The organism is Flavobacterium sp. T50_26 (genome assembly GCF_057652995.1).
On sequence record NZ_JBYFCC010000013.1, the window covers coordinates 27,040 to 40,683 of the forward strand.

Genomic DNA, 13,644 nt, shown 5'->3' on the forward strand with positions numbered 1-13,644 from the left:
TGCTAATCTCTCCGGCTTATCCTTTACCTTTATAAGAAAAATACTTAAAATAGTTGAAATGGTGATGACAAAATAGGACAAATTGGTCATTTTATGTCATTTTGTGACAAAAGTGACAACGGTGATTTGTGGTCCTTTTGGATGGTATCTAGCTTTGTATCTTATTAATCTAAATTTTTTTATTATGGCTAGACAAAGCGGTATTTTTAAGATTGAGGGGACGTTAGATAATGTAACCTTCTACAGGGATGGCGACAGTTTTCGTGTTCGTCGAAAGGGTGGTGTAAGTCGCCAACGTGTGTTGAACGATCCGGCTTTTAGGCGGACTCGTGAGAATATAAAGGAGTTTGCGAATGTATCTCGTTGCAATGCTTTGCTTAGACATTCGACTGCGGTTTTGATTCGCAAGGCTTATGATGGTAAATTGTTGCGACGTTTAATGCATGTTATGAACAAGGTGAAAAATGAAGATGCTGTTTCTGTTCGAGGTGAGCGTTCTGTTTATGGGGGTATTGGTACTGTTGCAGGTAAGTCTTTTTTGAAAGGTTTTGATTTTAACAGTCGTTCGCATTTTAGAACAGTTCTTCAGGCTCCTTATGTTTTTGATGTTGCTACGGGTAAAGTTACGATTGTGGATTTGGTTCCACAGGAGATGTTGGTTTATCCTATTAATGCGACTCATGTTACTTTTATGACGGCTTTTTTGAAACTGGATTTTGACACCGGTGCGACTGCTATCAGCTACAGTCCGGAAGTTAATTTACCATTGGATTTGACTGTTAGTTCACCAGAGATTGAACCCGCCGGTGTTCCGGTTGGAGGAGGTATACAGTTTTTTCAGTTTTTGATTGAATTTACGCAAGAAGTGAATGGTATTCAGTATCCTTTGAATGATGGTAAGTTTAATGTGCTCCATATTTTGGATGTAGTTTAATAGAAGCGACCTACGGGTCGCTTTTTTTTTTGGTATGTCTGTTGTCTGGGGGTGATGGATAAGATTTTTTTATTTAAATTTTTTAACAAAGGATATTTTATTTGCTTCACTTTACTGTTGGTAATAAAAAAAATGCCTTCCGAAGGGAAGGCATTTTTTGATTATTTGAAAAAATTGGAGGTTATTTGTTTACTAATTTTTCCAGATAAGTTACTTTGTCTTTTTCTGCTTGGACTAGGCGTTCGTATAGTTCTACAACTTTGTCTAGAGGGTTAAAAGTGCAATTGTTTGTGCCGAAATTAAAAGCACCGCTGTTATTGGTGTCGTTAAATGTATTGAAATAATTAATGACGTTTTCTTCACTAAAATTCTTGATAGCTTCTGTTGATACTCCTAATTCTTTTGCAATTAGTTCTAATTTATCGTCTTCCACAATTTCACTAGCTTCAATGTTCGAAATTGTTTGTTGACTTACTCCAATAGCGATGGCTAAAGCTTCTTGCTTCATGCCACGGAGTTCACGAATGCGGCTAATGTTCCGCCCGATGTGTTTTGGTTTGGCTGTTGTATTCATAAGTCAAATATATAAAAATGATTTGATATTTTGTGTATGCAAAAATGCAAAAATGAGTGGTAAAAAACAAAAAGGATTGGTTGTTTACAAGCTTGTTTTATTGATTAATCACTAATCTGCTATTTTATGAGTGTCCTTACTGCTCGTGATGAAGAGAAAGGTTATTAATTAGGTAATGTTCCATAATTAGTGATGAACCAAAAATCACAATTTAAACATTTGTAAATCAATATTATAATAAAAATTAAAACAAAAAGACGAGCCATAGTGTTCGTCTTTTTTACATTTGAAAATGGCTTAAAACGAATGCAATGAAGAAAAATAACACCACGTGTATCAAAGTTAGTGATGGAGAAATTTTTTAAAAAAGTAGACTACCATTACAACATCCGCGGTTGGTTAAAATCCATCAATGATGTGGTAGGACTGCAAAGTGGCAGTGACCCGCAGGATTTATTTGCTTTTAAGCTTAATTATAACACAGTAGAAGACCCGGAATATGGTTGCACTTCGCTATACAACGGCAACATAGCACAAGCTTATTGGCGGACAGCCAGTGATGATACACAACGAAAATATGGCTTTGTTTATGACGATCTTAATCGGCTTTTATTTGCTTCTTACACCAAACCTTTGGCCTCAATTTATAATACCGGAAGTTATGACGAGACTATAAATTATGATAAAAACGGAAACATTACCCGTTTGCAACGTAACGGAGAGTATGATGATTTGATACAGAACTTAACGATAGACGATTTGGTTTATTCCTACAACCCTACTAGTCCAAATCAGTTGGTAAAAGTAGATGATCAGACAGATAACCCCAACGGTTTTAAAGACGGCGTTAATACAGGCAATGATTATTCTTACGATGCCTATGGCAACATGACGGTAGACAAAAACAAGGGGATTACATTAATTAAATACAATCATTTAAACTTACCCACCCAAATCACCTTTGGAACGTCAGGAAATATTCAATATATTTACAACGCCAGTGGTGTAAAGGTTAGAAAGATTGTAACGGAAGGCACATCTGTTCAAACGACCGATTATTTAAGTGGTTTTCAGTATCTCAACAATACGTTAGAATTCTTTCCCCATGCCGAAGGATATGTAAAGGATGTAACAGGAGAACGTTCAAATGGTTCACCTAGTACTACGGGAGTTTTTCGTTATATTTATAATTACACAGACCACCTTGGCAATATCCGGTTGAGTTATACCAAAGACCCAGCCACCAACGTTCTTACCATTTTAGAAGAAAACAACTATTATCCTTTTGGTTTAAAGCACCGAAATTATAATATGACCAAAAAATCGTATGAAAAGTTAGAAAGCACAGGTGGTATTGTGATTACTCCGACTAATGAAACGGTTTATGATTATAAGTATAATGGGAAGGAGTGGCAAGATGAGTTGGGGCTTAACTTTTACGACTACGGAGCTAGAAATTATGACCCTGCGATTGGTAGGTGGATGAATATTGACCCTTTGGCGGAGAATTCGCGACGATGGAATCCATATAATTACGCTTATAACAATCCTGTTTATTTTATTGACCCTGATGGAATGCAGGCAATAGCGGGAGATGATTGGGTCAAAGATGGAGATACTTACAAATACGATGAAAGGGTTACAAGTAAAGAAACTGCGAAAGAATTTTACGGAAGTGAAGATGCTTATAAAGGCGAAAGTCTTGTTGTTAAATCTATGCAAGGAAATGAAATTCTTGATGAAGTAAAATTAAATAGCGATGGTTCTGTAACGAAGGATGGAGAGACTTTATCTACAAATTCTAATAAAACTTTTAATAATAAAGCAGGTTCTGTTTTTAAACCAAAACAAACAGGAGGTAGTTTTGTCTCATTAGGATTTGATGGTGCCTTGATCGGTGGTTTTGGGGTTCAAATAGGTTTAGTAAATGACTCAGTAGGAAATACAGATTTCTTTATTAATTTTAACGGTAATATGGGCATAGGTTTATTTACAGGATTATCAGCAGGCAAAATAAACCCATCGGGAGATAACCAATTTGTTACAGACGACTTCTCAGGCACATCAAGTAGTATTACAGGTGGAGGCAGTACACCTGTTTTTGATGCTTCTTGGACTGCTGGAGGTTCTATAGACAATAGCTTACATGCAACTGACAAAATGAATCCAGCTAATTTTGGGAAAACGAGAAATGGTTATAAAGTTGAACAATCAGGAATGGGGCCAGGCGGTAGTTGGGGTGCTGGCGTTATGTATTCATTTGGCACTACAAAAACATTATAAAAATGAAAAACTGTAACATAAGCAGAAGAGAAAAAATAATCGTAGTATCGGTTATGGCAATTCCTATGATTTTTTTGTTTGGATATGTTTTTTTTGACTATATTTCTGACAAAAGAACAGCTAAAGAAAGATATTTGGATTATGTAATTGATGATAATTGTTCAGGCAAGGTTGATTCTATTTATAGACAAAAAATGAATCATAACATAATGATTTTAAAAACAAATAAATGTGAGTTTCAAGTAGAAGCGGAATGGGAAAATTATTTTAAAGTAGGTGATTCTATTTCAAAACACAAAGGGAGTTTAATTTTAGAACATTATAGAAAAGGTAAGTTAATTGAAACTTTAAATTATTCAAAGCTAAACAGAAAATAGAGTAAGTAATTGGTTATGTTCCAAAGTTAGTGATGCTCCAAAAATCACAATTTAACCATTTATAAATCACTCCTAAAATAAAATCTAAACCCAAAAGGCAAGCGTAATCGTTTGCCTTTTTAGATTTAAAAAATTGCTTTATCAAATGTACTATTTGGTCAATTAGGTTTTCATCACCATTCTATTTTTTTGTTCATCAATCAAATGGGTTAAACCTTCTTTAAGTTTGCCAAGTTCCCATTTTTGACGATTATCAATTAGCATTTGTAGAGATAGTTTTAATGAACTCATGAAATCTAATCTAATAACTTTTTTCAAATGAGATGTAAACCCTACCTCATCCATTGGTGATAAATCCAGTTCCAAAATTTCAAACTCTGGTATTCTATCACTAAGTTCATTTTGCTCTGGTTTACTATCTTGAAAGATTGGTATAACCTCATCAAAAGCAACAGCCGTTTGTTGTAAGTCCATTTCTTCCAATTCATCAAGAAATTCCTGATTGGGGTTTGTTGGTTCTTTATTGGCTGTTAAAACAGGTTCTACAGCTGTGTTTTCTTTTTCTACAACGCTTGGTAATTCAGTATTGAAAACCGCTAAAAGTAGTTGTTCCAAAAAGTTTTCATTAACGGTTATTACCGTTGATGACCCGCCATTTTTACCATTATAATTATGTATTTGGTTTGTTGTAATGTAGCCTTTCTTTTTAAGGCTTTTTATGATATTGCCAACTATTTTAGCTTTGCTTGGTGTATTGTTTAGCACCAAATTTTCTGCTATGTCAGTATAATTCATGTAAAAAGCGTTACCGTTTCTTGTAAAGGATAAAACCAATTCAATAATTTTTATTTCATTGGCTGTTAAATCAAGTCTAGTTAGACATGGTAATGATTTGATGAAGCCTTTTTCAAAAGCATCATTCAAGGAAGTAAATTTCATTTAAGATATTCCGTTATTCTCTTTCACCAATTTGGCGATTATTTATGCTCCGTTTTTTTTTGTTGGGGTAACGGAAGCTGACGATTGCAACCCGTCAGCAAACCCCTTTATAAAACTGTTTTGTTTATTATACGAAAACTAGTTGAATAAGTCAAGTTTCTTGGAATAGTTTTTCCAATTTTATTTAATAACCTTAGCTAGGCAATTTAAAAGTTGCCTCGTGTCTCTGGTTGTAAACCTATTTAAGTTGGATTATACTTTGAAAAGAAAAAAAATAGAACACTTAAAAATACATTTAGTAGCGAGGTAATTTTATAATTACCTTATAATACAAATACTATTATATAACTATTATTTTTCTTATTATTTAATCTAATATATAATCTTATAATGAGAGAACTTTTAAATTGCGTACCTGCCATTGAATAATTGCCTCGCTAGTATAATTTGATTACCTCATGTTATCCAATAAGTTAAAAAGCACTCAATAATTGCCTTGAAATAGCTGATAAACTGCCATTTTTATTATTCATTTGCCTTATGATTAGCACGTTCTATTAATTCGAAATACTTCGCTAACGCCATGTTTTACAGGTGCAATTGAGTTTTAAGATAGATTGACTACCACCCCTACCCCCCTGTTTGATTAGAATATTTAGATTTTAGGTTGACTTGATTTGGCGTATCCCGTCTTACAAAGCAGTTAATTTTTAATTGATGTTGCTCACATTCAGATAGGTTAAAAAAATTTTTCAAAAATTTTTCAGTAAAAAAAATAGAAGTCTCTACTGGTGCTATTTATTAATAAAGAGAATTATGAAACTAAAATTAACCGTTAAACAAATCAAAATTTTACTGGCTCTACCAGAGACAAAAGCTAAACTTCCAATCACAATTGATTTGGGAAAAGTCAGCAAAAAACAAGCTCAGGAAATCATCGATTTAATTAAAGAAAAGAGAGGTTAACTCTCTTTTTTTAATTCCAACCCGTTTAGTAGTTCACTAGGTGTAATATCTATTGCTGAACAAATTTTGAATAAAAGGTTTATAGTCATTCCTTGATTATCACCAAACAACATCCTTATAGTTTTTTCATTGCATCCAACCTTTTTGGCAAACTTTCGGTTATTACCATCAAAATCCCGCACGAAAACTATTCGTATTCGGTTCACCAATTCTTTTTTAATATCGTCAAGCTCTTTTTGCATATTGTATTACAAAAATGCAGTGGCTTTATAAATAAAAGCTATATTTTGTTGCGGGTTTTTACCCGCAATTTTGTATATTTGCTTATCTAATACGCAATTATGAAAGAATGGATTGTTGACCTTTACCCTAAAGGCGGTGGACTTAAAACTCAAACCCGAGTTTTTGCTAGCAATGCCTCCAGTGCACTTTTAACCGCTAGAAAAATGAATCCTAACTACCGAACTGGTGGAGCTAAATCAATTTAATTACCAAATAATATTTTAAAAAATGAATAGAAAACTATTTTCATTATCCATGAGCTTTTTATTTTTCTCGCTCGGTTCTTGTTCCAGTGACAATAGCAATGAAAACCCTCCAACACCAACAGGATTAGAAAGCTCTCAATTTGATATACAATTTATTGCCACTCCAACAGTTCAACCAGATAATCCAACTATTGATTACGCAATTGTGAGCGAAGACCCGAATTCAGATTTTTTAGGCAAACCTGTTTTTGGGTCATATAATTACAATGGTGGTACTCCAGACGACCCGACTGATGATGTCTATTGGAAATTTAGAACTATAAATTATAATAACACCACTTACACAAATCAAAAATGGTACGCAGTGGTTAAAAATGAATCCCGTGTTTGCCTTAGACTTATCGCACCAACCAACAACGAATTACCAAATCAAATAAAGATAATTTTATACCAACATTTGAATTCTTTTACTACGATTTCAGATTATGAGGTTGGTCACCCCAAAATTGAATATCAACTACAACTAAATTCTACTATTCAACCTTATGACCTCATCGAATTTATAGTTGGAACAAACGCACAGGAAGTAACATATAAAGTACATCGCAACTATAACGGTGAATATGTTCTAAATGATGATTCCGTTGTTTTACAGGGAACAGTAACGCAATTATAAACTATCTAAATGAACGCAAAACATTTTTTCTATCTTGTTTTTCCCTTTGCAGTTGGAGTACTAGCTCAAAGGATAATGAAAATCCCCGATACCAGTTACTGGTTTTATGTTTGGCTTTTATGCATTGGTTCGGTAATCATTTTTGTTAAATTTATTCTACCTCATCAAGAGCAGAAATTTAATGCAATAAATGAAATAGATTTCAAGGGAGCATTTGACCAAAAGAATAAAGAGGAAAAGCCATACACTTATATTGTTGGTTTTCACATGGTAGTTTTAATAATCATTAGCATTTTATTTTTCACCAATTAAATACTTAACTATGGATAAAATACCAAGTTGCTCATGTGGAAACACCAAAAAAGGAGACCGAGCCAAACAATGTTCAAAATGTAATAAAATAACTTGTCAAAAGTGTAGCTTCACTGGTTGTACATGTGGTAGTACCAGTTATAAAAAGCAAATGATAATAGGATAAAATAAAACGAGGCAAATGCTTCGTTTTTTTATGCCGTAAAAATTATTTGCCAGGATTTTCTTATTTTTTCTTGTTTATTGATTTCCAGGATATTATCTTTGTTTCACTTTCAATACGAAGTGAAATAACCCAGTAAAATCAAGGGTTTACAAAGGTTGGAAAAACGACCACTTTCAGAAAGTATAATAAAGTAATAAAAGTGAAACTAAAATCGTAAAAAATGGCACTTAAAGGACAAAAAACAACATCGGATTTTTTAGAGTGGGAAAAGATGCAAAGCCTAGTTTTAAAACTGGAGAGAGATAACGAATTAAAATTTGCGTTGCTCATTGCAACAGGTAGTTATATTGGTCTTAGAATTTCCGATTTGCTCCAATTACGTTGGAATCAGATTTTAAACCAAGATTATTTTACCATCGTTGAGAAGAAAACTAAAAAGACTAGAAAAGTTACAATCAATCCAGAACTACAAAAAATCATAAACCGTTTGTTTATTCAAATGGAAGCTAACGAAAATGATTTGATGTTTGTAAACCGATTCGGTGATAAACCTTTTAGCGTTCAATATGTGAATAGTAAACTCAAAGAACTTTTCTCAACCTATAAAATAAAGGGTCAGTATTCCAGTCACTTTATGAGAAAAACACTAGGGAGACGTGTATGGGAAGTAAACAAGTACAGTGACCAAGCTTTATTATTGCTTTCTCAATTATTTAACCATACATCGGTAACAACCACCAAGATATATTTAGGGATTAGAGAATCTGAAATAAGCAACCTTTACCTTAGTGTTTAGGTTGCTCTTTAAAGGGCATTTAAAAAATTAACAAAAAATTAACAATCGAAAAATTGGTATAAAACTAAAAAGTGACTTTTTCATTAAAATAATGATTAACAGTTACTTAAAAAAATGAAAAGAAAAGCTTGTTTTATATTTGCTCAAAAAAAGAAAATATTGTTTTATATTTATCAAAATCAAGTAGTTACGATTTTTCGAATTTGCAAATTCGGGAAATTGAATCTATCTTTGCCAAAGGAAATCCACTAGAAAAATTCTTGCAAGACTTTTTCGCCATTCTGAAAGCTAAAGAATGGTTTCAGCTAAAAAAGAGCAAATTGTGTAGCTGAACAATAAGCTCGAAAATCAAACAATTAATTCACACAACTAAATTTGGGACAAAACACCCGAACGGCATAACCTATGCCTAAAAATGAGGTTTTAAAAACAAGGATATGAGAGATTTAAACGATTTATATAAGTCATTTGAAACGGGAATCCGTTCGGCAAAAGCCATTGACCCCAAATTATACTTAAAGAGTATAGGTTTGGATTATACAGAGCTTAGGATTGGTTTTAATTCTGGTCAGTTTCACCACCGACAAACACAGGAAATTAAAGACCATTTTGAAAATTTGGGTTTACTTACCAAAAGTGAAGCGGGTGTAAAGCAAGAAGACCTTACCGCTTATACCGTTTTCGGGCGATATGCAATCATTTTTCCATTGATGGATAAACAAAACCATGTAGTTAATTTTTTTGCCATTCGCTTTAAACTGGAAACACCCAAAGAGGAATATCTAAATGAAAAAGGATTATATCCCTGTTATCCAAATCCGAACACCAAAAGACTTTTTATAGTTCCAACGGTGCTAGATGGTGCAAGCCTTTTGCAAAGCAAAGCTTTGGAAAATAAAGAAGCGGTTTTGGCTCTACATAATGGGAAATTATTACCTCAACATTTGGAAGCCATCGCAGAACTGGAAAATTTAGAAGAAATTATAATCGTAAAACGTTAATTAATGGAAGCAATTCAACAAACAATACAACAGATAAAACCACAGATTCCAGTTGCACTGGTAGAACTTCCAGACGGTGACAATCTCAATGATACATGGTTGAAATACGGAACGGAAGGAGTGGCAGAATTTATAAACAGTTACACCACTATTCAAAAACCAAAAGAGGGTTTAAAAATCCTTAATGATTATAAGATAAGCTTTGAAGGTAACGTAGGTACTTATTTGGTCATCGGAAGGTTATCGATGGATATGCAAAACATGAAAATAAGTTTGCAAATAATTGATTCCACAGGTAGAAAACACCGTTTGAAAATAGACTTATTTGAGTTTACTCACGTGCAATACCAGTGCAAAGAATTATCGGAAAAACAAGGATTAGATTATGATACTTTGGAAGATGATTTAACTCAATTGACCAATTTATTGGAGACCTACCGAGATGCACTTTTTGAAGCGGAAATCAACCCAATTGCAGAGCAATATTCCGTAAAGGAATTAACACCCAAAGCATCGGAAAAAGCAGTTGAATTTTTGTCTAAAGCTCAACTACTGGAAAACATTGATAAGCTACTGGAGCAAACTGGAATTATTGGGGAACAAGATAATAGAATGTTGCTTTTTGTGATTGCATCAGGTTATAAAATGCCGTATTTACTCCATGCACTTATTCAAGGAACATCGGGTGAAGGTAAAAGCCATTTACTGAATTCAATTGCGGAATGTATGCCACAGGAAGACGTAATGAATACCACTAGAATTACCAAAAAATCACTTTATCATTATAAAGAAAAAGAGTTAACCAACAAACTTATTTTGATTCAGGATTTTGAGGGATTGGATGAAGAAGCCCAATTTGCTTTTCGTGAAATGCAATCCGCTAAATTCCTTACCAGTTCCACAGTGGTTAAAGATATTTTTGGGCAAAACAGAGGGAAATTAAAACAAGTGAAAGCTCATTTTGCAAGCCTTGTAGCCACCACAAAAGCAGAAGTTTATTATGACAATATAAGCCGTTCGGTGGTGGTTGGAGTGGATGAAAGCCAAGAGCAAACACTTAAAATTATTCAAGCTCAAAACAAAAAAATTGCAGGTGTAACCGATAAAGAAAAGGAACAACAAGCCAAGCAATTACTTAGAAACTGTATGCGTGTTTTAAAGAGTTATGAGGTAGTAAATCCTTTTGCTGATAAACTTATGTTACCACTCGAAGCCAAGATGCTTAGAAGACTTAACAGCCAATTTCAAAACTTTGTTTCACAGATTACAATCCTTCACCAATACCAACGAAAGACAGATAGTAAAGGAAGACTTGTAACCACCAAAGCCGATATAGAAAAAGCCGTTGAAATTTTCTTTAGTGCCATTATGATAAAAGTTGACGAGTTAGACGGCAGTACTAGACAGTTCTTTGAGAAAATGAAACAGTATGTTAAGAAGCAAACTAAAGGTACTACCCACAGGTTCACGGCTAGGGAAATCCGACAAGAGATTAATATCAGCAAAACAACAAATTTTAAGTACTTCACCACCCTACAAGAGTTGGAATACATTCAAGTCGTGGAAGGCTCAATAAATAAAGGGTTTAAGTATGTAATTGTTTACTGGGATAATCTTGAAAAGCTCCGTAGCAAAATTAGAGAAGACCTCAACAAACAATTAAAAGAACTCTAAGGAACACAAAAAGAACGCCACAGACCAATAGTATCAGGGTATATAATGCTAGCGTTCGGTGTTTTCAAAATTCGTGCAAGAAATAAACATTGACAATCCAAAAAGATGAAAAAAACAATTCAAACACCAGTATTTCAAAAGCTACTTAAAGAATTTGAAAGTTATGTAAAAGTGAGAAACTACAAGCAAGGAAAAGGCACTATGAATAAAGGGGCGGTTATTGAGTTCCTTGTTTGGTTGGAGGTTAAAGGAGTTACTAATATCAAAGAAGTTACCAGTAAAGAAATGGTTAGTTATTTTGAATACCTGATTGAAAGACCAAACCAAAGAAGAGAGGGAACACTTGCCGAAAAAACCATCAAATCACATTTATACGTTTTAGGACTTTTTATGCAAAATCTACTAGAGAGTAAAGTAATCGATACAGGGTTTTATATTCCAAGTTATAGCGATGGATTTTCTAAGAGCAGAAATTTTTTAAGTGTGGAACAGATTAAAATGGTTTATGCTCATTGTCAAAATGATTTAGAGCGGGCTTTGTTATCTGTAGCTTATGGATGTGGATTAAGAAGGTGTGAATTGGAACAACTCAGCGTAAAGGATGTTTTTTTGAGTAGTGGTGAATTAATTGTGAGAAAAGGAAAAGGAAGCAAAAGACGAACCATACCAGTAAGCAATACCATGATAGACTATATAAAAAAATACATCTTGGAGGAGCGACCAAGAAGGCTTTTAAATAGTAGTGAAATCCAAGAAGCTTTTTTTATCAATTCCAAAGGCAACCGAATGAGTGGTGAACACCTCAACGAAACACTAAAGAAAATGATTGAGGTCACTAATAACCAAGAACTCATTAAGCTTGAAATAACGCTTCATTGTCTTCGTCATAGCATAGCGAGCCACCTTGCCGATAACAACGCAGGAATTGAGTTTATAAGGCGTTTTTTAGGTCATCAAGAAATAAATACGGCTTATATCTATGCTATCAAAAACAAGAAACGAAAACCAGTAACAAACTTTTAAATCTTAACCAATGAAAAAGCAAACTTTAGAGCAATTCTTATTGGAACAATACACCCCTCAAACAACCAAAAGTTATCTATTTGCCATCAATCATTTTCTTTTACTCAATCCAAAGGCGAAGCGGTTTAAATATCAAAATATTGTTAGTTGTATGGATGAAATTAGTCAAAAGCAAGCCAACCCACAATACCGAGTTACCATATTATCGGCAATTAAAAAGTATTATGATTATTTGGTAATGATTGGCTACCGAACCGACCACCCATGTAAACGATTGAATGTAAAAGTTAATCGCAACCAATCGTTACAGATTCAAGATTTATTTACCAACAGCGAACTACAATTGCTCTTGAATAGAGAAAACCGATACCAGTACATTGATACTCGAAATGCAATAGTAATATCCTTGCTTATTTATCAGGGTTTAGCTAGTGAAGAAATTATAAAATTAGACGTGAAAGATATTGATTTGGATAATGGAACAATTTATATAAAAGCCTCTTCCAACCTCAACCGAAGAACCCTAGAACTGGTAAATAAGCAAATGATTTTATTTTCAAAATATATCCATGAGATAAGACCACAACTTTTACGCACCAGTACAGAAAGGCTAATTCTAAGCAAACTTGGGAAACCGATGGCAGTAGATAGTATTCAAGCCATTTTAGAGCCTTTAAAGGGATTATTTCCAGATAAGAAGCTTTGTCCCCAAACCATCCGAATGAGTGTCATCTGCAACTGGTTAAACGATAAAAAACTGGCATTGGAACACGTTCAGGAACTTGCAGGGCATAAGTGGCCTGGAACCACACAGAAATATATTAAAGCCAATAGCGAAGAACAACGGGAATTGATAAATAGATATTTCCCTTTATAAACAAGTAACAATTTTAAATTTAGATTATATGAAAAAACAAAAACGAAAATTTGGTTACAATACCAGAAAAAAATCTGATGCATCAACAACTAATGCAGTGAATGTAATTTGTTCAAAGCAGTTAAAGAAGGAGTACGGATTATCAAATGATGAAATTAAATTTTTAAGTGCCTTAGAAATATTTGAAAAACACGAATTTTTACCAATGAGAGTAAATGGAGTAATGAACGGAAAGAAGGTAATTGCACCACCAATATCCGTAGCAGTATTTGATTTTTACTATGGAGCGAAAAGATTAAAAAATGATGGGGTTTTAGCAATTCTAGGGATGTTTAATAGTGCTTATTACAGTTCAGAGATTGAAATGCAAATGAGTTTATCAAAGTCAATTTTTAAGAAGGTTTCTCCTGAATTATATCAATTATGTTTTTAAACTAGAGTTATGAAAAACCTAATAACGAGCCTATCAAAATAAAAATGATAGGCTTTGTTTTAAGTATTAGTTAACCAGTGTTAAATTCATAAATAGATGTTTTAACTAGTAATATAGAATAAAAG

At 33.5% G+C, this 13,644-nt stretch carries 16 protein-coding genes; 13 read left to right on the plus strand and 3 right to left on the minus strand.

Annotated features, from left to right (window positions below; genetic code table 11):
* Positions 1-448: 448 nt before the first annotated feature.
* Positions 449-934 (plus strand): hypothetical protein, encoded by a 486-nt coding sequence (locus AC23MC_RS09360; RefSeq protein WP_487568131.1) that lies wholly within the window; start codon positions 449-451, stop codon positions 932-934.
* Between the two features lie 181 nt (positions 935-1,115).
* On the opposite strand, the gene AC23MC_RS09365 is transcribed toward AC23MC_RS09360, so the two are convergent.
* Complete coding sequence (locus tag AC23MC_RS09365) at positions 1,116-1,508, minus strand: helix-turn-helix domain-containing protein (RefSeq protein WP_487568130.1); 393 nt, start codon at positions 1,506-1,508, stop codon at positions 1,116-1,118.
* Positions 1,509-1,856: 348 nt separating this feature from the next.
* Between AC23MC_RS09365 and AC23MC_RS09370 the strand changes: the two genes are divergently transcribed.
* Both AC23MC_RS09370 and AC23MC_RS09375 read left to right on the plus strand, forming a co-directional pair.
* Positions 1,857-3,791: an RHS repeat-associated core domain-containing protein gene (locus AC23MC_RS09370; protein WP_487568129.1), complete on the plus strand. Its 1,935-nt coding sequence runs from the start codon at positions 1,857-1,859 to the stop codon at positions 3,789-3,791.
* 2 nt (positions 3,792-3,793) lie between these two features.
* Entirely contained in the window at positions 3,794-4,168 is a 375-nt protein-coding gene (locus AC23MC_RS09375) for a hypothetical protein (RefSeq protein ID WP_487568128.1), read from the plus strand.
* 162 nt (positions 4,169-4,330) lie between these two features.
* Here AC23MC_RS09375 and AC23MC_RS09380 read toward each other — a convergent pair whose 3' ends face one another.
* Complete coding sequence (locus AC23MC_RS09380) at positions 4,331-5,107, minus strand: hypothetical protein (protein WP_487568127.1); 777 nt, start codon at positions 5,105-5,107, stop codon at positions 4,331-4,333.
* A gap of 816 nt (positions 5,108-5,923) precedes the next feature.
* Between AC23MC_RS09380 and AC23MC_RS09385 the strand changes: the two genes are divergently transcribed.
* Positions 5,924-6,073 (plus strand): hypothetical protein, encoded by a 150-nt coding sequence (locus AC23MC_RS09385; protein ID WP_487568126.1) that lies wholly within the window; start codon positions 5,924-5,926, stop codon positions 6,071-6,073.
* Here the strand turns inward: AC23MC_RS09385 and AC23MC_RS09390 are convergent.
* Positions 6,070-6,315, minus strand: a complete 246-nt coding sequence (locus AC23MC_RS09390; RefSeq protein ID WP_487568125.1) for a helix-turn-helix domain-containing protein — start codon at positions 6,313-6,315, stop codon at positions 6,070-6,072. The genes AC23MC_RS09385 and AC23MC_RS09390 overlap by 4 nt on opposite strands.
* 99 nt (positions 6,316-6,414) lie before the next feature.
* Between AC23MC_RS09390 and AC23MC_RS09395 the strand changes: the two genes are divergently transcribed.
* The 9 genes from AC23MC_RS09395 (at position 6,415) to AC23MC_RS09435 (ending at position 13,519) form a co-directional block, all read left to right on the plus strand.
* On the plus strand, positions 6,415-6,561 hold the full coding sequence (locus tag AC23MC_RS09395) for a hypothetical protein (protein ID WP_487568124.1): 147 nt from the start codon (positions 6,415-6,417) through the stop codon (positions 6,559-6,561).
* Between the two features lie 22 nt (positions 6,562-6,583).
* Entirely contained in the window at positions 6,584-7,237 is a 654-nt protein-coding gene (locus tag AC23MC_RS09400; RefSeq protein ID WP_487568123.1) for a hypothetical protein, read from the plus strand.
* 9 nt (positions 7,238-7,246) lie between these two features.
* On the plus strand, positions 7,247-7,549 hold the full coding sequence (locus AC23MC_RS09405; protein WP_487568122.1) for a hypothetical protein: 303 nt from the start codon (positions 7,247-7,249) through the stop codon (positions 7,547-7,549).
* A 386-nt stretch (positions 7,550-7,935) separates the two neighbouring features.
* Positions 7,936-8,511 carry a tyrosine-type recombinase/integrase gene (locus AC23MC_RS09410; protein ID WP_487568121.1) on the plus strand — a complete coding sequence of 192 codons (576 nt, stop codon included), beginning with the start codon at positions 7,936-7,938 and terminating at the stop codon, positions 8,509-8,511.
* A gap of 437 nt (positions 8,512-8,948) precedes the next feature.
* A complete protein-coding gene (locus tag AC23MC_RS09415) occupies positions 8,949-9,512 on the plus strand; it encodes a hypothetical protein (RefSeq protein ID WP_487568120.1) in 564 nt (187 codons plus the stop codon).
* Positions 9,513-9,515: 3 nt separating this feature from the next.
* Positions 9,516-11,186, plus strand: a complete 1,671-nt coding sequence (locus AC23MC_RS09420) for a P-loop NTPase family protein (RefSeq protein ID WP_487568119.1) — start codon at positions 9,516-9,518, stop codon at positions 11,184-11,186.
* Between the two features lie 105 nt (positions 11,187-11,291).
* Positions 11,292-12,209: a tyrosine-type recombinase/integrase gene (locus AC23MC_RS09425; protein WP_487568118.1), complete on the plus strand. Its 918-nt coding sequence runs from the start codon at positions 11,292-11,294 to the stop codon at positions 12,207-12,209.
* A gap of 10 nt (positions 12,210-12,219) precedes the next feature.
* Positions 12,220-13,086, plus strand: a complete 867-nt coding sequence (locus AC23MC_RS09430; protein WP_487568117.1) for a tyrosine-type recombinase/integrase — start codon at positions 12,220-12,222, stop codon at positions 13,084-13,086.
* 28 nt (positions 13,087-13,114) lie between these two features.
* Positions 13,115-13,519, plus strand: a complete 405-nt coding sequence (locus AC23MC_RS09435; protein ID WP_487568116.1) for a hypothetical protein — start codon at positions 13,115-13,117, stop codon at positions 13,517-13,519.
* The last annotated feature ends 125 nt before the right edge of the window (positions 13,520-13,644 follow it).

What these genes read in the sequence shown, in the direction of transcription:
- AC23MC_RS09360 (WP_487568131.1), top strand. Translation starts at nt 449, where the DNA reads ATGAACAAGGTGAAAAATGAAGATGCTGTTTCTGTTCGAGGTGAGCGT.
- AC23MC_RS09365 (WP_487568130.1), bottom strand. Translation starts at nt 1,508, where the DNA reads ATGAATACAACAGCCAAACCAAAACACATCGGGCGGAACATTAGCCGC.
- AC23MC_RS09370 (WP_487568129.1), top strand. Translation starts at nt 1,857, where the DNA reads ATGGAGAAATTTTTTAAAAAAGTAGACTACCATTACAACATCCGCGGT.
- AC23MC_RS09375 (WP_487568128.1), top strand. Translation starts at nt 3,794, where the DNA reads ATGAAAAACTGTAACATAAGCAGAAGAGAAAAAATAATCGTAGTATCG.
- AC23MC_RS09380 (WP_487568127.1), bottom strand. Translation starts at nt 5,107, where the DNA reads ATGAAATTTACTTCCTTGAATGATGCTTTTGAAAAAGGCTTCATCAAA.
- AC23MC_RS09385 (WP_487568126.1), top strand. Translation starts at nt 5,924, where the DNA reads ATGAAACTAAAATTAACCGTTAAACAAATCAAAATTTTACTGGCTCTA.
- AC23MC_RS09390 (WP_487568125.1), bottom strand. Translation starts at nt 6,315, where the DNA reads ATGCAAAAAGAGCTTGACGATATTAAAAAAGAATTGGTGAACCGAATA.
- AC23MC_RS09395 (WP_487568124.1), top strand. Translation starts at nt 6,415, where the DNA reads ATGAAAGAATGGATTGTTGACCTTTACCCTAAAGGCGGTGGACTTAAA.
- AC23MC_RS09400 (WP_487568123.1), top strand. Translation starts at nt 6,584, where the DNA reads ATGAATAGAAAACTATTTTCATTATCCATGAGCTTTTTATTTTTCTCG.
- AC23MC_RS09405 (WP_487568122.1), top strand. Translation starts at nt 7,247, where the DNA reads ATGAACGCAAAACATTTTTTCTATCTTGTTTTTCCCTTTGCAGTTGGA.
- AC23MC_RS09410 (WP_487568121.1), top strand. Translation starts at nt 7,936, where the DNA reads ATGGCACTTAAAGGACAAAAAACAACATCGGATTTTTTAGAGTGGGAA.
- AC23MC_RS09415 (WP_487568120.1), top strand. Translation starts at nt 8,949, where the DNA reads ATGAGAGATTTAAACGATTTATATAAGTCATTTGAAACGGGAATCCGT.
- AC23MC_RS09420 (WP_487568119.1), top strand. Translation starts at nt 9,516, where the DNA reads ATGGAAGCAATTCAACAAACAATACAACAGATAAAACCACAGATTCCA.
- AC23MC_RS09425 (WP_487568118.1), top strand. Translation starts at nt 11,292, where the DNA reads ATGAAAAAAACAATTCAAACACCAGTATTTCAAAAGCTACTTAAAGAA.
- AC23MC_RS09430 (WP_487568117.1), top strand. Translation starts at nt 12,220, where the DNA reads ATGAAAAAGCAAACTTTAGAGCAATTCTTATTGGAACAATACACCCCT.
- AC23MC_RS09435 (WP_487568116.1), top strand. Translation starts at nt 13,115, where the DNA reads ATGAAAAAACAAAAACGAAAATTTGGTTACAATACCAGAAAAAAATCT.